Here is an 18,536-nt window from a genome sequence, read left to right as displayed (position 1 = left end):
AGTTTTGGTGCTTGCGTTTACACGATGGCGTGGGGCACAAAGCAGGAGGAGTCTTTGGTGATGCGGCCAACATCTTCGCGAATGCCCATGCCACAAGCGCGGTCACCCACGACCCAACTGCCAATTAACGCGTGGTTGTTACCAAAGCGGGGCATGGGGTGATAGGCCTGGCGAATCCAGGGGCTGTCGGTGTAGGGGCCGTCTACTGCCTCGCGATGGCCGGTTGGTGTGATCAACTCAACGTTGCTGCCTTCTCGAGAGAAGAATGGCTTACGCACCCAGCCTGCTGGCAGCGGCGGGCTATTGGCATCCTCGAAAAACGCCGGTAGCAGGTTGGGGTGGCCCTCAAAGTGCTCCCATAGCAGGGGCAGAATACCCTTGTTGGAGAGAATGGCTTTCCAGGGCGGCTCAAACCAGTGCGTGTTTAGCTGTGGGATGTACTCGCCAAACGCGTCGTCGGCCATCTCCTCCCACGGGTAGAGTTTGAACAGTGCGTGAATAGGTTGATTATCCAGATCAACGAAATGCTCGGCACCGGGCCGCAAACCAATATCTTCGGTATAGATAAACGGCGCCTTGAGTCCCGCCTGCACCGCCACATCCTGCAGGTAGTGCACGGTGGCACGCTCTTCGGCGTTATCTTTGATGCAGGAGAAGTAGAGCGTGCGCGCTTCAATGCGATCACCAAGGTGTGCCATGGCATTGATCAGCCGCTCTTGGATCGAGTTGTACTGATCCGCGTGGCGCGGCAGGATACCTTGCGCGATGGCCTGCTCAAGCCACACCCACTGAAAAAAGCCCGCTTCGTAAAGCGAGGTCGGTGTATCGTAGTTAAGTTCTAGTAACTTCGCCGGACCATCGCCCGAGTAGGCAAAATCCATCCGCCCGTAGAGGTGCGGTTGGCCCGATTTCCACGAGTTATGGATGCTGTCCCACATATGTTCTGGCAGTGCTAAGCGCTGCATTAATGCATTGGAGTGGCAGACCTTATCAACCAGCTCCATACACATCTCATGCACCGCTTCGGTAGGCGCTTCAATGTCCTGCTCTACTTGCTCCATGGTGAACTGGTAGTAGGCGTCCTCTTTCCAGTAGGGCTCACCGTCGATGGTGTGAAAATGAAAGCCCAGCTCGTGGGCCAGGGCTTTCCACTCTTTCCGTTCAGGGATATCAATTCGCAGCATGTTGGTATCCGGTGATAGCTAGGAGCCCCAGCCGCCCCGGGCCGAAGAGCGCGAGCCAAAGCCCCGACGCTGAGAGGTCGCTACCGAATTACGCATGGCATCGTTACGCTGGCTTACCCGCTGGGTCGCTTGATTGGTCGCCGTATTCCAGTTGCCCTGGTTTTGACGGTTGCGGTACACCGGCTCCTGGTAAACCCGCTCGAAGGAGCGTCCACGGTTGGTGTTGGACATCATGCTGCCAACCATATAACCCATCATGGCGGGCATAAACCAACTACCACCGGTGCTCCCCGTCGCGGCTTGAGACTGCTCTTCGGTTGGCGCGGTGCAAGCGCCTTCACCATTCTCAGCTTCGCACTCTTCCAGGGTGCTATAACGCGGCACCGCTTCTAAAGAGGCTTCGTAGGCGTCTTCGCAGGCGCTACGGGTATAGACATTTTCAGCGACGCAGGCTTCAACACTTTCAAAGCTGCGCGGCTCGTCAAATTCGATCTCGGTGATTTGCTCTTCCTGGGGCGGTTGGCCACAGGCGGTGAGTCCAAAGGCGCTGGCGCCCATCATCGCCAATGACAGACGCGCACTACGTTTACGGCGGGGCAGATGGGGTGTGTGATCGTGTTTAGACATGCAGGCTCTCCTTTACCACGTCGTCGTTACCAAGTCATCGAAGCGGCGTTGAGCAAGCCGACTGCCACGGCCACACTGGCCATTAAAATGCCGTAGGCCTGATGGCCTTCGGTGATGTGCTGGGAAAGGCTTTCGCCCTGTTTGCGCAGAAACAGCTTAACGCCAAAGAAGGTGGCTAACTGAACGATAAAAGCGACGATGCCCCAAAGCACAAAATCGATAAAGTTGATCGAGTGCGCCATTGCGCTATACAGCGGAATGGTAAAGCCCAGAATGGAGCCGCCGTAGGCGGAGGCCGCCGCCGCATTTCCTTCGCGAATCAGTGTCCACTCGTGGTGCGGGGTAATGCGGCTGTAGCAGTACATAAAAGCGGCAAGCAGTACAATTGCGGTCACTAGATAGGCGATAAATGACGGCAAGCCGTAGAGATAATTCACCATGGTGGTCGTTTCCTTTTAAATTACATAGCGTCGATATCGATGGAGGCCACGTCAACCCCCACGTTTTGAACCAACATAAAGCTGCCTTCACCGTCGTTTTCAGCGCTCAGCAGCAGGTATTCCATGCGTTCAGTATCTAGAATAGTGCGCTCATAGAGCATCGCATGATGGGTCACATGGCGTGCAGACACGCTCTCGGTGGTCATTACTTGTTCTTCAAAAACCACCGGTGGCGACCAAAGGCTGTCGCTATCCCCCCACACTCGCTGATACGTACAGGTGCGTGGCTCCTCAGTGGTCGAGGTAAGCGAGACAGTTTGAGCGCCAAGGCTGTCGGGCTGCTTATCTTCCCCGTTGATCAAATTATCAAACTCGGCATCCGAGAGATGGGCAACACGGTAAAAGTCGAACAGCTTATATTCAAGCACCTGACCGTTCTCAATATTGGCCTGCAGCCACGTATCGTTATCCAGATAGAAACGCACGAGGTGCGCCCCCTGGCCTAAATCGACATGCCCGACGGCGGCAATGTGGTGATAGGCATCGTCGTCCCAGTGAAACAGCGCATCGGCATGGGCGCGCAGGCCAATCAGCTTAATATTGACGCGACCATCCAGCCGCAAGCCTTCAAGATCTTCCTGGCTGACACCCATCGGCAGGCCTGCGGCTACCGGGCGGCCCGTTGCCTGCTCAGGCTGCTTCTGCGTAGTCGCGCGAAAAAGTGCTTTCAAGTTGTTAAGCATGGCCTGCCTCGCTAATGTGCTGGTTTTAGAGAGAACTTACTCTTGTGGAGCGTTTTTCTTGGCTTTCAGGCGCGCTAACACATCATCCGCTTTACGCTCTTGACCGCCAATCCCGGCAGCCTTGAGGCGGGCTTCCAGCGAGCTACCGCTCTCTTCCGCGGCCATGTCGTCAGCGGCCTGCATTTGCGCCGAATTAAGCTGCTGACGCTCTTTGATGCGATCGAGTGATTCCATAGCGCTGCTCATCGCGCTGTTCTGGCCTGAATGGCGAGACGCGACGGCAGATTGGGCTTTTTGCGCTGACTCGGTGGCTTTAACGACGCTGACCTGCTGCTTGAGCTGGCGAAGCTGGTTGTCGGTACCACGAATCGCGCCACGCAGTTTTTCGATACTGGCGTCGTACTCGCTAACAATCGCGCGCTCTGCTTCCAGGTCATCCTGCAGGGCGACCATGCGTTCAGCCACCTCTACTGCAAGCGCTTCCTCGCCTTTATCCAGCGCGGCTTCGGCACTTTTTTCCAGCTCGGCAATCTTGGCTTCCAGCGTATCGGCTTTGTTGCTGTTCAACTGGCGCTGGCCCATCAAGCGGGTGAGCTCGGTTTTAGACTGACTCAGGTGATTTTCCGAGTCGCGGATCTCCTGGTCTAAAATGCGCAGTGCCTGGGAATCTACCACTGTTTGACCGGTTTCAGTCGCTTTGCCACGTAGGGCGGTCATGATTTTGCTTAACATAAATAATCTCGCTTATACGTCACCTGGGTGGTGACACTAATTGATAACGGTGATTTGGATAATAGACGAACAATGGGTAAACGTTAGGCGAAGTGCGTTTGTATCAGTTCGGCGACGTCCATGGCTGCGCTGGCCGTGGCGTGCAGCTCAGCGCAAATTGACTCAAGCTTGGAATCGCCAAATAGCTGTCCGTAGGCCACATAAAAGTCGTGCCCGTCGATCTCGACAATACCCACAGAGGCCAGCGGTAACGAGATGCCCTGGCGCAGCAGCACTTCGTTAAGTTCGGCGCTTTTTTTGACGCTGTCGACGGCCACAATGGGCGCCATGGCGACCCACTCATTTTCGCTGCGCGAGAGGGTAATCGGCAAGTTGCCGTAGTCGTTGAGCTCCCAGATCAGCGTCTGGTTCGTCTCATCCAGGCTAATGGTCGCTTCGGGCCACTCAAAGGTCGCGTTTTCGCTGCTGACGGATGCTGGCTGGCTGACTAACTTATATAGTTCGCTGGCAGTGATGCCGCTCGTGACGGTAGGCGTAGTCAAGGTGATTTGCTCCATCGTTCGTTAAGTCGTTTCACCTTAACACTTAGTAGAGCAAATGGTTCCTTTTCCCAGCAAAGCCGTACCAAAAGCCCCGCGCGCGGCGGGGCAAAAGGCTGGGAGGAGTATCCTGTAAGGACGGGCGACTAAGGAGTGCGATAGGTATCGCTAAACTGCTTGCGCAGCTCATTTTTCTGCACTTTGCCCATGGTATTGCGGGGTAGTTCATCGACAAAGAAGACCCGTTTGGGCTGCTTATACTTGGCTAGCCGACCGTCTAAGTGGCTGATCACCTTATTTTCATTAAGCTGATCTTCAAGAGCTCCTTGCTGGCGCACGACCACAGCGGTCACGCCCTCGCCAAAGTCAGGATGGGGTAGGCCGATGACCGCGGATTCAGCCACTTGATCGAGCTCGTCGATCACCTGCTCGACCTCTTTGGGGTAGACGTTGTAGCCGCCGGAAATCACCAGGTCTTTGTCGCGGCCCACAATATGCACATAGCCCTGCTCGTCGACCATGGCGAGATCGCCGGTAATAAAAAAACCGTCGTCTAACAGCTCCTCGCGGGTCTTTTCGGGCATCCGCCAGTAGCCGATAAACACATTCGGACCGCGAATCTGCAGCATGCCGATCTCACCTAAAGGCACTTCATCGCCAGTTTCGCGATTGGTAATACGCATCTCCACACCGGGTAGCGGCATGCCCACGGTGCCTGCTCGCCGCGCGCCTTCATAGGGGTTGGAGAGGTTCATATTGGTTTCGGTCATACCGTAGCGCTCAAGAATTGCATGGCCCGTTTTGGCTTCAAACGCCTCGTGGGTCTCGGCGGTGAGCGGGGCAGAGCCGGAGACGAACAGCCGCATATTGGCGGTAACGTCAGGCGTCAGGCGCTCATCCTGAACCAAGCGCGTATAGAAGGTAGGAACGCCCATCATCACAGTGCCACGGGGCAACTCTTCAAAAATGACATCGGCATCAAACTTCGGCAGGAAGAGCATGCTGGCACCCGCCATCAGAGTGACGTTGCAGGCAACGAACAAACCGTGAGTATGGAAGATCGGCAGCGCGTGGATTAGCCGGTCATCGGCGCTGAAGTGCCAAGCTGTTACCAAGGTTTCAGCATTGGAGGCGAGGTTCTTGTGCGTCAGCATGGCGCCTTTGGAGCGCCCGGTGGTGCCGGATGTGTAAAGAATGGCGGCCAGATCGCGTTCGCCCAGTGCCACGATATCCTCCCGTGGCGTTGCTGCGCTGGTAGCTTCCATCAGGCTGCCATCGGCGGCGCTGCCTAGAGTGGCCACGGCCGGGCAGCCGGTTTCAGCGGCAAGCGCTCGCGCTTCCTCTTCTATCTTGGGTCGGCAGACAAACAACGCAGGCTCGGCATCATTCAAAAAGTAGCGGATTTCATCGCCGGTATAGCCGGTGTTAAGGGGCAAGTAGACCCCGCCAATGCGCAGGCAGGCCAAATAAAGCAGTATCGCTTCAGGGCTTTTATCCACCTGCACAGCGACACGATCGCCTTGCTTAACGCTCAGCTCAGTCAACGCACCGGCAAGTTTCGCGCTTATGCTCAGCGCATCGGTGTAACTGTAGCGGCGGCCATCGCGGGTAGTAATAAAATCGGCCTCTGCGCGCTCACGCATTTTGGCAGCAAAGGTTTCAAATAGATTGTGGCTCATTTGGTGGTCTCTCCCTTGGCCAGCTTGCGGGCGCGTCGAGCGAGGTCGCGCACCTCATTGGAGCAGGCAACGGTGCCCTTGGCGGTATAGTTTTCGTGGTTGCGTTCGATATCGTCCAGCACGTACAGGTAGTTGACCATCAAGCCTGCGGCCTGGTTAAAGCCCTTCTCGGAGATATCGCCCAGCCAATTGATACGGTGGAGTTCGGCCCCATTGCCAAGGTGGAAACGGGCCACAGGGTTCAGCGGCAGGCCGTGGCGGTTCTTCTCCTCAGCTAAGTAGCGCGCCGCCAACGGGCGGATCGCGGCTTTCAATGGCTCCTCACGGGTTTTATCTTGATGCCAGCCAGGCGTTTCAAGCCCTTTTAGCGACTGACGCAGTGACTCGGGCAACTGCTCATCATCGCGCTGTTCTTGTAACCACTGGGCGAAGCCGGGCACCGGCGAAAGAGTGACGAAGTATTTCAACTGCGGCAGCTCTTGAGACAACTCCTGCACCACTTGCTTGATCAAAAAGTTACCAAAGGAGATGCCGCGCAGACCGGTCTGGCAATTGCTAATACCAAAGAACGCCGCGGTATCAGCGTCTTCAGGTTCTTCGATTGCTTTTTTAGCGCTACTTTCGCCCGCCCTTTCTCCCGATAAAATAGGCTGAATACGGCTGGGCAGTCCCTTGTGCAGGGCGACTTCCACGAAGATCAACGGCTCGTCGCCAATCGCTGGGTGGAAAAAGGCGAAACAGCGGCGATCACGTGCATCCAGCCGCCGACGTAGATCGTCCCAGTCCTGGATTTCGTGTACCGCCTCGTAGCGGATGATCTTCTCAAGAATCGAAGCGGGGGTATTCCAATCAATGCGCTTGAGCATCAAAAAGCCGCGATTGAACCAGGAGCCGAACAGGTGAGCAAAATCGTCGTCAATGGCCTTCAGCTCAGGCTGCTCACGCAGCAACGACAGAAGATCTTCACGCATTTTAACCAACTCATAGGTACCATCGCTGGCCAGATTTAAACGCCGGAAAAGTTCCTGGCGCCTAGGTTCGCTGGCTTCAAATAGCCGCTGTAAAGTGGGGTTGTCGCGGGCTTCCCGATACGCCGTATAGGCCGCATCAATAGGGCCTGGGTCGGCGGCAAAGTCTGTTATTAAACGGTCAAAGAAACTATTTTTTTCAGTTGCCGGGAGCCGCTGGTAAATCGCCAAAGCACGGCTTGCTAGCGCAATGCTGGAGGCTTCGCCATCGCTTTCCAGCAACTTGTGGCACGCTTTGACCAACTGCTGATGGTCGGGCGTCACTGTCTCAGGCTGACGTCGCCGTAACAAGGCATCACGCTGGGTGATGTTGTTAAACAGCTCCTGCAAAAACATCATGTTCATGGTCGAACTCCTTACCCCATGATCAAGTTAGGTAGCCAAAGCGCGATGCCTGGGAAAAGGCATAACAACAAAATTCCCAGCACCATGCATAGCGCGTAGGGCAAGCTCCCCATCAGAATGTCGCGCAGTGAGATATCCGGCGCGATGCCTTTAATAATGAACAGGTTGAGACCTACCGGCGGTGTGATCAGGCCGATCTCCAGGTTGATGGTCAAAATTACCGCAAACCAATAGGGATCAAAATTAGCCGCCAGGATGATGGGCAACAAAATCGGCGCCGTCATTACGATCACGGCCACGGGCGGCAGGAAGAAGCCAGCTACTAGCAAAAAGAGGTTAATCACCCCCATCAGTGCCCAGCGGTTAATCTCCAGACCAGCAATCGCGGCTGCCACCGTCTGGGTGATGAACATGGAGGAGAGGGCGTAGGCGAATACCTCGGCGGTGGCGATCACCAACATGATCATCACGCTTTCACGCAGCGAGTCGCGCATGATCAGCTTGATGGGGCCCAGCTGCCACATGCGGTAAATCAGGATGGCCAACGCCAAACAGAGAAATGCCCCAACGCCAGCGGCTTCAGAAGGCGTTGCCACCCCGCCGTAGAGGGCAAACAGGATGCCCGCGACCACGCCAAGGAAGGGCAGCACGCGCACTAAGGCCTTTAGGTTGGTATCGACATTCTGTTTAACATTGTTTTTGAGCCGTTCGACGGACTCTGCCATTGGGTTGTTATAACCACCGGCCATCTTGCAGGCGATCATGGTCCAGATCATGAACAGGCCAGCGAGCATGAAGCCCGGCACCACTCCGGCAATAAACAGCCGACCAATCGAGGTTTCGGTGGAAATGCCGTAGATGATCATGGTGACCGACGGCGGAATCAAAATGCCCAGGGTACCGCCCGCTGCAATACAGCCTGCTGCCACGCCATCGGGATAGCCGCGCTTGCGCATTTCAGGAATGCCCATTTTACCAATTGCCGCACAGGTGGCGGGGGATGATCCCGACAGAGCCGCAAAAATGGAGCAGGCGCCAATATTGGAAACCGCCAGACCGCCGGGCAGTTTGCCCATCCACAGATCCAGCGAGCGATACAGGTCACGCCCGGTGGGGGAGGAGGCCACTGCGGCGCCCATCAAAATAAACATCGGAATGGCGACAAAACCAAACTCTGCGATGCGGTCAAAAAAGGTTTCCCCGAAGTAGGTGAGCTCAGCAAGGCCACGGTCGTAGATCAGTGCCAGCAGCGATACACCGCCCAGGGCGAAAGCGATAGGGGTGCCAATGGCCATCAGAGCAATCAGCGCGATGGCAACGATAATGCCTAACGTGATGGGATCCATACTCAGTTCTCCCCACGCAAAATTTCAGCTATATACTGCAGCGAAAGTAGGGTGGCGCCGACCGCCATAGGCAGTAAGGCGGGCCACAGTGGCGGATTCCATACCGAGCCGGTGGTCCACTCGCCGTGGAGCGCCTCAAAAACATAGACCCAACTGGCATACGCCAATGCAGCGCAAAAACCTAACCCAAACAGCGACGCGATCAAGCGCATGATAGTGCGGGTAATACCGCCTAGCGCATCGGGAACAATCGTGATGGCGACATGGCCGCCAGTCATCAATACATAGGGGCTGCCCATCAACATCGCTGCCGTTACTGAGAAGATGGTGAATTCAGTCTGCCAACTGGTGCTCATTCCCAGTAAGTAGCGAATAAATACCATCTGACAAATCACGAGTACGCCAGCGATAAACAGGGCGCAGGCCAAGTAGGCAGAAAGCCGCGAGAGCTTGTCCATGACGCGAATGTAGCCGCCAATGATGCCCCGCCGCGCAAGGGCAGTGTGTGTCGTTGCAGGTGCCATAGTTCCCTCGTCAAGCTGGTTATCTCACCAAGCCAAGCAATCATCAGTAGAACGCGGCCATTCCTGTCGGAATGGCCGTGCCGTAAGGCGATTGGCTATTGCTTACTCGACGGCCAGCGCCGCATCGATAATGGCTTGGCCGTTGGGAACGTTCTCGGCGAAGTTTTTGTAGGAGGTTTCCTTAGCGATATCGAGCCAGGCGTTGTAGTCGTCCTCGCTCATGCTGACCACCTCCACGCCATTCTCTTCGTAGAGGTCGACCATCTCCTGGTCAATGGCGGCGGCCTCTTCCGCAAAGAACGCCTCGGCGGCTTCACCTGCTTCCATCAGGGCTGTTTGCTGCTCTTCGTTGAGCCCTTGCCATACCTGCTCGGAAATAAGAATGGGTTCGTACATGTACCACAGCGCGAAGTCGCCGGGCTCGGTCAAGCACTCAACCTGTTCGTAAAGCCGGAAGGAGATAAACGACATTGATGAGGTATTGGCGGCATCCAGCACGCCGGTTTGCATGGCGGTATAAACCTCGGAAGAGGGCATCGAGGCGATGGAGGCACCGGCGGCTTCCAGCATTTGTTCAAACGCAGGCCCGGCGGCGCGGAAGTTCTGGCCCTCGACGGTATCGGGGGACGTAACGCACTGCTCGCTAGAGGCAAAACCGCCCGATAGCCAAGCATCTGCAAGTACCCGAGCGCCGCCTTCGCGAATGACCTCTTTAATCATCTCCATATACTCAGAGTCATTCAGGCGTTGGGCATGTTCCTGATTACGCACCAACCCCGGCATCAGCGTAGCCGAGAATTCAGGATGGCGGCCGCTAGCGTAATCCAGCGGTAGAGAAGTGATGTCCAGGCGACCACGGGCGATGGCGCCCCACTGTTCACGCGCTTTAAACAGCGATTGGCCGGGATAGACTTCAATGGTCAGCCCGACATCTGCATCGGCTACTTCGCGGGCCATCATTTGCACCATTTCATCACGCACGTCCCCTTGGCCACCGGGGAATTGATGCGAAGCACGCAGTACGGTATCGGCAGAGGCGTGTGACGCCGCAATGGCGAGGCCTAGGGCGGCGGCAGTTGAGATTAAATAGCGTTGCATGTGGCGTCTCCAACAATTGTTGTTGTGTGTTTGGATGAGCTTTATATGTTTATCAGAAGATCTGATATATATTTCAATAGCGCTTAAATATGCTAATGTCAACTTTATGACAATTTTAATGGCCTGAAATAAGTCGCGATCCATGGAGGTAAACATGACGGGCACCAAGCGCTCCAACGCTCAGCGATTAAGGGATTCTCTTGAGGATGACATCATCAATGGCCGCCGTTTGCCGGGAGAGCGCCTGGACCCGGAAGCCTTGGGGCGTGAGTTTCAGGTCTCGCGAACACCCGTGCGTGAAGCTTTTCAGCAGTTGGTAGCGAGTGGCCTAGTGACGGTTTCGCCCAAAAAAGGCACCTTTGTGGCGAAGGTAGGAATTGATCAATTGATCGAGATGTTCGAGGTCATGGCGGAACTTGAAGGCATGTGCGGGCGCCTAGCGGCCCGCCGGATCACCGAGCCCGAGCTGGTCGCGCTTCGCGAAGCACACCAACGCTGCGAAGCGGCGGCGCTGGCCGGTGATAGCGATGAGTATTACTACGAAAACGAAGGTTTTCACGACTGTATCTACACCGCTAGCCACAACGCCTTTTTGGCCAGCGAAGCGCGCCAACTAAAGCAGCGCTTAAAGCCTTACCGGCGCCTGCAGCTGCAGGTGCGCCAACGGGTAAATAATTCCCTCAGCGAGCACCAAGCCATCGTGGAAGCGATTGAAAAAGGTGATCCCTTGGCTGCACAGCAAGCGCTTAGTGACCATGTACTGATTCAGGGCGAGCGCTTTAGTGACTTCGTTTCCAGCGTCCGCCGTATGGAGGCACCGTTAGAAAGAACGGGCTAATTTTGGCCCGCTGAGGGTTGACCCAGCCCCATGTCCGAATCGGTGGGGTAATGGTCCTTGCCGACATCGAGCGCAGCGCTGACACTCTCTCTAATGCTTCGATACCCGCTAGCGGAGAGAGACAGTGACTCGCCATATTGCCCTATTTGCTTACCCCGACTGCCAACTGCTGGATGTCAGCGGCCCCTGGCAGGTGTTTGCCAGCGCCAATGCGTTAAGCCCCCAGCCGCTCTATCAGTTGACTCTGATTGCCGATGCCGTCGGCCCGGTTGTCACCAACGGCGGCCTGGCCGTGCATGCTACCCACACCTACCAGCAACTTACTCGTTTACTGCCACTGGATACGCTATTGGTGGCGGGCGGTAGTGGCGTAATACAGCAGCGTGAGATAGCTACCGTGAAGCAGGTGCTTGTTGAGGTCGCCCCAGAAGTAAGACGTCTTGGCTCTATCTGTTCTGGCGCGTTTTTACTGGCAGCGGCAGGGTTGCTGGATGGTTGCCGCGTCACTACCCACTGGCGCCATGCACAACAACTGGCTGAGGAGTACCCCGCGCTAAGCGTCGAGCCCGATGCGCTGTATATCGAAAGCAACGGTCGCTATACCAGCGCAGGCGTCACGGCGGGTATTGATCTGGCGCTTTCGCTGGTAGAGGCGGATCACGGTGCTGATCTAGCCGGGCGAGTGGCCCGTGAGTTAGTGGTATTTCTACAGCGCCCAGGTGGGCAGTCGCAGTTCAGCGAGATACTGCGACACCAGCAGGCGGCGGGACCTCTACGTCGCTTACTGGATCAACTTCATGCCGACCCGAGTGTGGATCATGGGCTTGATAGCATGGCCGACCTGATGGCGGTTTCTCCACGCCATTTAACCCGGCTGTTTAGACGCCACCTAAATACGACCCCTGGTGCTTACCTGACCCAGCTACGCCTTGAACAAGCGCGCCTGGCACTGCTCAGTAAACGCGAGCCGGTCTCCCTTGAGCGGCTCGCACAACGCTGGCGACTGGGCGGTGCAGAGCAGTTGCGCCGTCAGTTTCAGCGCTACTACGGTGTGTCACCTTCGGTCTATCGCCAACGTTTTGCGTCTTCCCATACCGATCCACTTCAGGAGAGCGCCTCATGCCTTTAACCGTCACACTGTTATCGCTTTGCCAAGCGCTGCTGGTCACCGGCAATGTCCTGCTGATTGCCGTCTCGCCACTGATTGGCGCATCGTTAGCCCCAAACGCGTCTTGGTCGACCGCTCCGGTTGCCACCCAGTGGCTTGGACTGATGTGCGCGACCATTCCTGTTTCGTTGATCATGGCAAGGTTGGGCCGTAAGCGCGGTTTCATGCTGGGCAACCTCGTTGGTCTAATCGGCGCGCTGGTTGCTGTGCAGGCGCTGATCGGCGAGCGCTTTGGGCTGTTTTTACTGGCAACTTGGTTAATTGGTATCGGCATTGGCTTTGGCCAGCTCTATCGCTTTGCCGCGGTAGAAGCTGCGCCTACGCCGATGCGTGATCGCGCGATTGGCTTGGTAATGGGGGGCGGTGTGCTGGCCGCGTTTGCCGGGCCATGGCTGGCAAGAGTAAGCCGTGAGCTGGGCGAAGTGCCGTTTCTGGGCAGCTTTGTGGGTTTAGCCGCGCTCTACGCGTTGGCCTTGGTGGTGTTGATGCGGACACAACTACCACCCGCATCTCGCACCCATGGCGAAGGCATCGCACTGCCGCTGGGTAAGATAATGCGCCAGCCTGGGTTTATTGTGGCAGTAAGCGCGGCGATGGTTGGGTACGGCGTGATGAACCTGACCATGACCGCCACACCACTCGCTATGGCGGGAGCCGGACACCACTTTAACCACGTTTCAATGACCATTCAGTGGCACGTAGTGGCGATGTTTCTGCCCTCGTTCTTTACCGGGCATTTGGCTACCCGTTTCGGCGCCAAACAAGTCATTGTGGCAGGTTGCTTGCTACTGGTGGCGAGTGCTTTAGTCGCACAATTAGGTATCAGTTTAGCCGGTTTCAATGTGGCGCTGATGTTGCTGGGGCTTGGCTGGAACTTTACTTTTCTGCCCGCCACCGGGCTGCTCACCGAAAGCTACCGTCCGGTGGATAAAGCGCGAACACAAGCAGCCAACGAGTTTCTGGTGTTTGGCACCGCGGCTATCACTGCGCTGCTCGCTGGGCCCTTGGTCAGCGGCTTAGGCTGGGCGACACTTAACTTGCTGTTGATTCCCGTTGCGTTGGTACCGTTGATGGTGCTGCTGTGGCAGCGAAAAAGCAGCATGGCATCATCGAAGATTTGAACGTGTGCTTACACACTCTGCAGATGCTCATTTATTAGACTTAAGGAAGGTCTGAATAAATGCCGATATTCATTAACGCTCACTTGAGCTGACAAAAATCGAAAATTCAGACACTCTTCTCCCTTTCTTTGTGTATTTTTGCCCGTTTCCCGCTCATTGAACGGAAAACGGGCGCAATCTCTTCACCGTGAAGCAGCTGATCGGCAGACACAATGTCAAGGACATTGGCAGCTGTGGTCTCGATACTGTGAATCAACCCAAGTTTATCGTCGACACCTATGTGCATTTTCATGCCAAAGTGCCAAGAGCCCCTTTTTAGTCTGGTGCATTTCGGGGGCGCGCTCGCCTTTTTTTTGGTGGAACTAGGCGCAGAGATGATAGTGGTATCGACAATGCTCCCTTCGTGCAGCATCAGGCCATTTTCCTCCAGGTGCTTGTTCACTTCCTGAAACAACACCTTGCTAAGGCCGTGGCGTTCCAGAAAATGGCGACACTTGAGAATCGTGGTTTCGTCCGGCAATCGATCCAGCTTCAAACCGGCGAATTGGCGCATGGACTCGATCTCGTAGAGGGCGTCTTCCATGGTCGCATCGACAGGCTATCGCGAATATAAGCGCAACGATCATTACCACAACGATGTTATCGCCATTGCCTGTCTTCCCATCGTCTGACTACTTATTTATAGCTCCTCAGGAAGAGGTTTATGAAGATGGGTTAGTGCTCTATATGCGAGTATAGGGCAACGAAAAGAGCTAAAAGAGGGCAGGTCATGATGCTAGAAAACCTCGGCGACACTGCCCTGGCTGGTCAGGTGTGTGGATTAGTCGCGCTGGTTATTTGTGTCATCGCCTTTGCCAGTAAGAGCGATGACAGGTTGTTGATGTTACTGATTTCCGCCAATGTGGCGTTTGTCTTGCAATTCGTATTTTTTGAAAGCTGGACAGCTGCCGTACTGACCTTGTTAGTGATTGTGCGGATTGTGTTGGCCCGTCGTTATATGGGGAGTAAAACGGTGATGGTCGGCGTGCTGCTGGCCAGCGGCGTCGCTGCTACTTTCACTTGGCAAAGCTGGGTGGACTTTCTACCCATCGCTGCCATGGTGCTCGGTACCTTTGGTATGTTCCTGCTGCGCGGGATATCAATGCGAGTGTTTTTAGGTTTGGCGGCCACGCTATGGATGTTGAACAATTTATTAATTGGCTCCATCGGCGGCACCCTTGCAGAAGGGCTAATCGTAGTGACCAATATCATCACTATCATTCGTTTAGCGCGGGCAAAACGTAAATATCCCGACGTGTTCGAAGATCCGGAAGTGCTTGAGGTGATTACTCATAATAACCGTTCAAGTTAGCCTGTGGGTGGGTGCCTGTTCAGTTTTAACCGCCAGCCACTGTCAATGAGCCCCTTGAGCTTGCAATGTTAATATCGGGCGTTACTGCTATGCTGATAGATTCCTAGTGCCGAAGCGAGGAACGCGACAATGGCAGGTGGATGGGCGAAAGATGGCGCCGAACAAGAGCAGATGGAGAGCACGCTGGAAGATGCGGTGCAGCGTGCGCGTAGCCAATTGCCTCGCGGCGAAAGTCTTGAGACTTGTGAGGAGTGTGGCGAACCCATTCCCGAAGCGCGCCGCAAGGCAATTCCAGGCGTTCGGCTCTGCGTGGAATGCCAGAGTGAACTAGATAAAAAGCAGTCGAGCTTTAGTGGCTATAATCGCCGCGGCAGCAAAGATAGCCAGCTACGTTAAAGTGGTGAGCCTGAGTAACTAACTTGGCTGGCTTGCCAGTCGACGATGACGCTGCTGGTGACTTAGATAGATTAAGCCGATAGCACCTATGAGCAGCGCCATCGCAATGTAGCGTGACGCATCTAACGGTCGCACGGCATTGCTTAACCAGCCGAAATGATCAATCAGCAGGCTCATCAACAGTTGGCCAGAAATGACCGCTACCGTGGCCGCTGCGGTGCCTACTCGGGGTACGGCAAACACAATTGCCAACATATAGACCACGCCAAACAGCGCGCCGGTTAGCTGCCATTTGGGTACGCTGAAGAGCGTCGCTTGCTGTGCTGGCTCAAAAAAGAACATGTCTAGTCCTAAAATAGATTGACACTTATTTCATCTCAAACGCCCAGTGCACTGCATTGGGCGTTTTGTATTTCAGCGCTAGGTGCGGCCGCTGACTGTTATATATCTCGACGGACTCATTCACCATCGTACGCGCCTGACAAACATCTCCTGGCTGAACCAAGAGAAATTCAGTCTTCAATATTCCGTTTACACGTTCTGCGAGAGCGTTTTGATAACAGTCATAACCGTCTGTCATTGAGCACTGGATACCGTACTGGCGATGTATCTTCTGATAGCTGTCACAGCAGTATTGGATGCCTCGATCCGAGTGGTGGATTAACGGCTCGCTTCCTAACCGTTGGCGTAGAGCGTTGCGTAACGCTTGCTCTACGTCCTGGCTACGTAAGCTCTCATGGACGTGATGACCGACGATTTTGCGGGAGTAAGCATCGGTGACCAGACTTAAATAGCTCATCCCGTGACGCGTCGGTAGATAGGTAATGTCAGCGACCCAGACCTGATTAGGGCGGCAGGCAACCACCTGCTCGGGGCCTGGCTTGAGCAGGTTCGGATGTCGCCGGAAGCGATGATGGCTGTGCGTCGTCTTATGATAAGCTCGGCGTATGGGCACCAGCAGACGCCGCGTACGAAGGACCTGAAAGAGCTGATCTCGTCCCACGTGCAACTCTTGATCTGCTTGGCGGTGCAGCAAGTGATGCAGCTTGCGGGTGCCTAGTCGAGGCTGGGTAAGTCGTATGTCTCGAACAAAATCGACGATCCGCTGCTCCCGGGCCTCTCGCGACTGCTGCGCTTTTTTGGCCTGATACCAAGCCTGGCGGCTGATGCCGAGAAGGTGGCATACCCTGCTGATGGTTAATCCGGCAACACGTTCTTGCGTGAGGACTTGTCTGGCTGCTTTTTTACGGACACCCCGTAATCCTTCTCCATCACCTCCACAACAGCTTCGAAGAACTGAGCCTTTTGCTCAGCAAGCCGCAACTTCTCTTCAAGCTCTTTGATCCGTTGTTCAGGGGTAAGTGGCCGGGGCATGTCGGGACTCCTTCTAGAGCGCTGTGTGGCACCGGGACTCCAGTCCTGATGACCATATCGACGTAACCACTTTAATACCGTCGTGCGACCTTGAATACCGTAACGACTCTGCGCCTGTTTATAGGTCATCTCGCCACGTTCCACTTGCTCTACCACGGCCTGTTTAAAGGCCAGTGTGTAGTCTTTCTGTGTGCGCTTAACTCGTTGACTCATCACGCTCTCCCAAAATAAGGACGGGAACGTGTCAACTCTATTCAGGACGGGTCAACATCAATAAAAAGGTCAGGACGGCGCCGATCACAAAGGTCAGCCAAGAACTCTCGATGACGCCTGCTTTTGCACCCAAACGGCCATTGATGGAGGACTGGGCTGCCAGCACCGCACCACCGACGAGCAGTAAGATAAAGATAAGAGGGAGTAGCATGGTTTAGCTCCTGAATACGTTAGCCGTTACATTAACCACAGGGCGGCAAGAATCATCGCCAAGGCGCCAATACGGTAGCCGTCGACTTTACGCTGTTCGCTTCCCAGCCAGCCAAAGTGGTCGATAGCGACGCTGGCTGCTACCTGACCGCACAAAATCCCCACCATCGTCATTCCAACACCTACCAGCGGCGTCGCAAGCGTTAACACAATGACGTAGACCGGGCCTAAGATGCCGCCCGTCAGTAGCCAGCGCGGCTGCTTAAAAAGGGCTCCCAGCTGTCGTTTAGGCGCAAACACCAGTGCTAGTGAGAGCAGTAGCGCGCCCACCATAAAAATCGACAAGGTGGCCGATAAGTGTCCAACCTGCTCGCCAAGCGGGCCTAGCAAGCCGGCTTCGACCGATAGCCCCATCCCGGCAATTAGCACGCCGAGCAGAATAAGTGCGTGACGCATAGGTGGCTCCGCTAAGTAAAAGAAGCGCGTACTGTAGAGAGTTAGTGTTATTGCTACAATGCGTCAAAACAGCAAAGGACTATTGCATTTTGGACAACTCGCTTCGCCTGTTAGCGTTACGCCTTTTTGTGCGAGTGGCCTCAAGCGGCAGCTTTGCTGAAGCCGCGCGCTACTTTGATTTGCCGGCCTCTTCGGTCTCGCGGCACATTGCAGGGTTAGAGCGTTCGCTAGGCCAGCGGTTGCTCTACCGTCATACGCGAGCGGTAAGGCTCACCGATGCCGGAGAGCGCTACTATCGGGAGGTAAGAAGCATATTAGAAAGCTTGGATGCCGCTACCGAGCAGGTGATTAGCGGCGCTAAGCAACCGCAGGGATTGTTGCGTCTTAATGCACCTGTGGCGTTTGGGCGTCGGCATATCGCGCCTTTATTGGCTAGTTTTCAGCAGGCAAACCCGGCTGTGGAGGTAGAGCTAACCTTAAGCGATGCCTTTATCGACCCGGTACAAGAGGGCGCCGATGTCGTAATACGGGTGGGATCGCTGGGGGATTCAAGCCTGGTGGCCCGGCAACTCGCGACCCAGCGCTTTGTCGCCTGCGCTTCCCCCGCGTATTTAACGCGGTGCGGCGAGCCCCACCAGCCTGCACAATTGAGTGACCATAACTGCTTAGTCTATAAAGGAACACGCGGTATTCAGCCTTGGTATTTCCAAGGGGCTGGCAATCCTCAAGCGCAGCGTTATTCGGTAAAAGGCAATTTGCATAGCAACAATGCCGAGAGTCTTGTGGAAGCCGCTCTGCAAGGTCAAGGTATTGTGCTATTCCCCACATGGTTGCTATTCGATGCGCTGCGCGATGGCGGCCTAACGCCCATTTTGGAAACCTATGAAGCCCTAGGCGAAGCGACGCGAGAAGGAATCCATGCTATCTACCCCGAAAACCGCTTGCGCTCGCAGAAAGTGGCCGCCTTTTTAGAGTATTTGTTCGCGGAGATTGGCGAACGGCCCTATTGGGATCACCATTAATAACGATGACGATAGTCCCCTTATTAACTTTTAAACGTTACTCTCTGATAATAAACGTCTTAAAGCCCCCTTTGGGCCTGAATATATGCAACGTTTTGGTGA

The 18,536-nt window shown here is 55.2% G+C and carries 22 protein-coding genes; 6 read left to right on the top strand and 16 right to left on the bottom strand.

Annotated features, from left to right (window positions below):
• Positions 1–17: 17 nt before the first annotated feature.
• From ACWI0H_RS18575 to dctP, 11 genes are all read right to left on the bottom strand, one after another.
• A complete protein-coding gene (locus ACWI0H_RS18575) occupies positions 18–1,184 on the bottom strand; it encodes a glutathionylspermidine synthase family protein (RefSeq protein ID WP_485874194.1) in 1,167 nt (388 codons plus the stop codon).
• Between the two features lie 18 nt (positions 1,185–1,202).
• Positions 1,203–1,811, bottom strand: coding sequence for a DUF1190 domain-containing protein (locus ACWI0H_RS18570; RefSeq protein WP_485874193.1), 609 nt, complete (start codon positions 1,809–1,811; stop codon positions 1,203–1,205).
• A gap of 26 nt (positions 1,812–1,837) precedes the next feature.
• Positions 1,838–2,251, bottom strand: a complete 414-nt coding sequence (locus ACWI0H_RS18565) for a DUF350 domain-containing protein (RefSeq protein WP_101148103.1) — start codon at positions 2,249–2,251, stop codon at positions 1,838–1,840.
• A gap of 20 nt (positions 2,252–2,271) precedes the next feature.
• A complete protein-coding gene (locus ACWI0H_RS18560; protein WP_101148102.1) occupies positions 2,272–2,994 on the bottom strand; it encodes a DUF2491 family protein in 723 nt (240 codons plus the stop codon).
• A gap of 36 nt (positions 2,995–3,030) precedes the next feature.
• Complete coding sequence (locus ACWI0H_RS18555) at positions 3,031–3,726, bottom strand: PspA/IM30 family protein (protein WP_485874192.1); 696 nt, start codon at positions 3,724–3,726, stop codon at positions 3,031–3,033.
• 83 nt (positions 3,727–3,809) lie between these two features.
• Complete coding sequence (locus ACWI0H_RS18550) at positions 3,810–4,268, bottom strand: DUF2170 family protein (RefSeq protein ID WP_485874191.1); 459 nt, start codon at positions 4,266–4,268, stop codon at positions 3,810–3,812.
• Positions 4,269–4,411: 143 nt separating this feature from the next.
• Entirely contained in the window at positions 4,412–5,944 is a 1,533-nt protein-coding gene (locus ACWI0H_RS18545) for a malonate--CoA ligase (RefSeq protein ID WP_485874190.1), read from the bottom strand.
• Positions 5,941–7,317 carry a malonyl-CoA decarboxylase gene (locus ACWI0H_RS18540; RefSeq protein ID WP_485874189.1) on the bottom strand — a complete coding sequence of 459 codons (1,377 nt, stop codon included), beginning with the start codon at positions 7,315–7,317 and terminating at the stop codon, positions 5,941–5,943. The genes ACWI0H_RS18545 and ACWI0H_RS18540 overlap by 4 nt, the downstream gene beginning before the upstream one ends.
• Before the next feature lie 11 nt (positions 7,318–7,328).
• The gene (locus ACWI0H_RS18535; RefSeq protein WP_101148097.1) at positions 7,329–8,663 is read right to left on the bottom strand and encodes a TRAP transporter large permease; all 1,335 of its coding nucleotides are present in this window, start codon (positions 8,661–8,663) and stop codon (positions 7,329–7,331) included.
• 2 nt (positions 8,664–8,665) lie between these two features.
• Positions 8,666–9,187, bottom strand: a complete 522-nt coding sequence (locus tag ACWI0H_RS18530; protein WP_101148096.1) for a TRAP transporter small permease subunit — start codon at positions 9,185–9,187, stop codon at positions 8,666–8,668.
• A 102-nt stretch (positions 9,188–9,289) separates the two neighbouring features.
• Positions 9,290–10,285, bottom strand: a complete 996-nt coding sequence (dctP, locus tag ACWI0H_RS18525; protein WP_101148095.1) for a TRAP transporter substrate-binding protein DctP — start codon at positions 10,283–10,285, stop codon at positions 9,290–9,292.
• Positions 10,286–10,439: 154 nt separating this feature from the next.
• Between dctP and ACWI0H_RS18520 the strand changes: the two genes are divergently transcribed.
• The 3 genes from ACWI0H_RS18520 (at position 10,440) to ACWI0H_RS18510 (ending at position 13,412) form a co-directional block, all read left to right on the top strand.
• Positions 10,440–11,123, top strand: coding sequence for a GntR family transcriptional regulator (locus ACWI0H_RS18520; RefSeq protein WP_101148094.1), 684 nt, complete (start codon positions 10,440–10,442; stop codon positions 11,121–11,123).
• Positions 11,124–11,247: 124 nt separating this feature from the next.
• A complete protein-coding gene (locus ACWI0H_RS18515; protein ID WP_485874188.1) occupies positions 11,248–12,252 on the top strand; it encodes a GlxA family transcriptional regulator in 1,005 nt (334 codons plus the stop codon).
• Positions 12,243–13,412 carry an MFS transporter gene (locus ACWI0H_RS18510; RefSeq protein ID WP_101148092.1) on the top strand — a complete coding sequence of 390 codons (1,170 nt, stop codon included), beginning with the start codon at positions 12,243–12,245 and terminating at the stop codon, positions 13,410–13,412. The genes ACWI0H_RS18515 and ACWI0H_RS18510 overlap by 10 nt, the downstream gene beginning before the upstream one ends.
• Before the next feature lie 106 nt (positions 13,413–13,518).
• On the opposite strand, the gene ACWI0H_RS18505 is transcribed toward ACWI0H_RS18510, so the two are convergent.
• On the bottom strand, positions 13,519–13,995 hold the full coding sequence (locus tag ACWI0H_RS18505; RefSeq protein WP_485874187.1) for a transposase: 477 nt from the start codon (positions 13,993–13,995) through the stop codon (positions 13,519–13,521).
• Between the two features lie 189 nt (positions 13,996–14,184).
• On the opposite strand from ACWI0H_RS18505, the gene ACWI0H_RS18500 reads away from it, so the two are divergent.
• Both ACWI0H_RS18500 and ACWI0H_RS18495 read left to right on the top strand, forming a co-directional pair.
• Positions 14,185–14,763: a YgjV family protein gene (locus ACWI0H_RS18500; protein ID WP_339882806.1), complete on the top strand. Its 579-nt coding sequence runs from the start codon at positions 14,185–14,187 to the stop codon at positions 14,761–14,763.
• 129 nt (positions 14,764–14,892) lie between these two features.
• A complete protein-coding gene (locus ACWI0H_RS18495) occupies positions 14,893–15,159 on the top strand; it encodes a DksA/TraR family C4-type zinc finger protein (protein WP_008959381.1) in 267 nt (88 codons plus the stop codon).
• Between the two features lie 18 nt (positions 15,160–15,177).
• Here ACWI0H_RS18495 and ACWI0H_RS18490 read toward each other — a convergent pair whose 3' ends face one another.
• The 4 genes from ACWI0H_RS18490 to ACWI0H_RS18475 form a co-directional block, all read right to left on the bottom strand.
• Positions 15,178–15,501: a DMT family transporter gene (locus ACWI0H_RS18490; RefSeq protein ID WP_485874186.1), complete on the bottom strand. Its 324-nt coding sequence runs from the start codon at positions 15,499–15,501 to the stop codon at positions 15,178–15,180.
• Positions 15,502–15,526: 25 nt separating this feature from the next.
• A protein-coding gene (locus tag ACWI0H_RS18485; protein ID WP_336274203.1) for an IS3 family transposase occupies positions 15,527–16,746 on the bottom strand; the annotation gives its coding sequence in 2 pieces (ribosomal slippage) (positions 15,527–16,396 and positions 16,399–16,746; 1,218 coding nt in all).
• Positions 16,747–16,783: 37 nt separating this feature from the next.
• Positions 16,784–16,957, bottom strand: coding sequence for a DMT family transporter (locus ACWI0H_RS18480; protein WP_485874185.1), 174 nt, complete (start codon positions 16,955–16,957; stop codon positions 16,784–16,786).
• Positions 16,958–16,983: 26 nt separating this feature from the next.
• Positions 16,984–17,412 carry a DMT family transporter gene (locus ACWI0H_RS18475; RefSeq protein WP_008959383.1) on the bottom strand — a complete coding sequence of 143 codons (429 nt, stop codon included), beginning with the start codon at positions 17,410–17,412 and terminating at the stop codon, positions 16,984–16,986.
• Between the two features lie 89 nt (positions 17,413–17,501).
• On the opposite strand from ACWI0H_RS18475, the gene ACWI0H_RS18470 reads away from it, so the two are divergent.
• A complete protein-coding gene (locus ACWI0H_RS18470; protein ID WP_485874184.1) occupies positions 17,502–18,434 on the top strand; it encodes a LysR family transcriptional regulator in 933 nt (310 codons plus the stop codon).
• Positions 18,435–18,536: the final 102 nt, after the last annotated feature.

It is taken from the genome of Halomonas sp. NYA30 (genome assembly GCF_976980765.1).
This window is presented reverse-complemented; position numbering and strand designations above follow the sequence as displayed.

Coding starts and splice junctions, on each gene's coding strand:
- ACWI0H_RS18575 (WP_485874194.1), bottom strand. CDS start 1,184: ATGCTGCGAATTGATATCCCTGAACGGAAAGAGTGGAAAGCCCTGGCC.
- ACWI0H_RS18570 (WP_485874193.1), bottom strand. CDS start 1,811: ATGTCTAAACACGATCACACACCCCATCTGCCCCGCCGTAAACGTAGT.
- ACWI0H_RS18565 (WP_101148103.1), bottom strand. CDS start 2,251: ATGGTGAATTATCTCTACGGCTTGCCGTCATTTATCGCCTATCTAGTG.
- ACWI0H_RS18560 (WP_101148102.1), bottom strand. CDS start 2,994: ATGCTTAACAACTTGAAAGCACTTTTTCGCGCGACTACGCAGAAGCAG.
- ACWI0H_RS18555 (WP_485874192.1), bottom strand. CDS start 3,726: ATGTTAAGCAAAATCATGACCGCCCTACGTGGCAAAGCGACTGAAACC.
- ACWI0H_RS18545 (WP_485874190.1), bottom strand. CDS start 5,944: ATGAGCCACAATCTATTTGAAACCTTTGCTGCCAAAATGCGTGAGCGC.
- ACWI0H_RS18540 (WP_485874189.1), bottom strand. CDS start 7,317: ATGAACATGATGTTTTTGCAGGAGCTGTTTAACAACATCACCCAGCGT.
- ACWI0H_RS18535 (WP_101148097.1), bottom strand. CDS start 8,663: ATGGATCCCATCACGTTAGGCATTATCGTTGCCATCGCGCTGATTGCT.
- ACWI0H_RS18530 (WP_101148096.1), bottom strand. CDS start 9,187: ATGGCACCTGCAACGACACACACTGCCCTTGCGCGGCGGGGCATCATT.
- dctP (WP_101148095.1), bottom strand. CDS start 10,285: ATGCAACGCTATTTAATCTCAACTGCCGCCGCCCTAGGCCTCGCCATT.
- ACWI0H_RS18520 (WP_101148094.1), top strand. CDS start 10,440: ATGACGGGCACCAAGCGCTCCAACGCTCAGCGATTAAGGGATTCTCTT.
- ACWI0H_RS18510 (WP_101148092.1), top strand. CDS start 12,243: ATGCCTTTAACCGTCACACTGTTATCGCTTTGCCAAGCGCTGCTGGTC.
- ACWI0H_RS18505 (WP_485874187.1), bottom strand. CDS start 13,995: ATGGAAGACGCCCTCTACGAGATCGAGTCCATGCGCCAATTCGCCGGT.
- ACWI0H_RS18500 (WP_339882806.1), top strand. CDS start 14,185: ATGCTAGAAAACCTCGGCGACACTGCCCTGGCTGGTCAGGTGTGTGGA.
- ACWI0H_RS18495 (WP_008959381.1), top strand. CDS start 14,893: ATGGCAGGTGGATGGGCGAAAGATGGCGCCGAACAAGAGCAGATGGAG.
- ACWI0H_RS18490 (WP_485874186.1), bottom strand. CDS start 15,501: ATGTTCTTTTTTGAGCCAGCACAGCAAGCGACGCTCTTCAGCGTACCC.
- ACWI0H_RS18480 (WP_485874185.1), bottom strand. CDS start 16,957: ATGCTACTCCCTCTTATCTTTATCTTACTGCTCGTCGGTGGTGCGGTG.
- ACWI0H_RS18475 (WP_008959383.1), bottom strand. CDS start 17,412: ATGCGTCACGCACTTATTCTGCTCGGCGTGCTAATTGCCGGGATGGGG.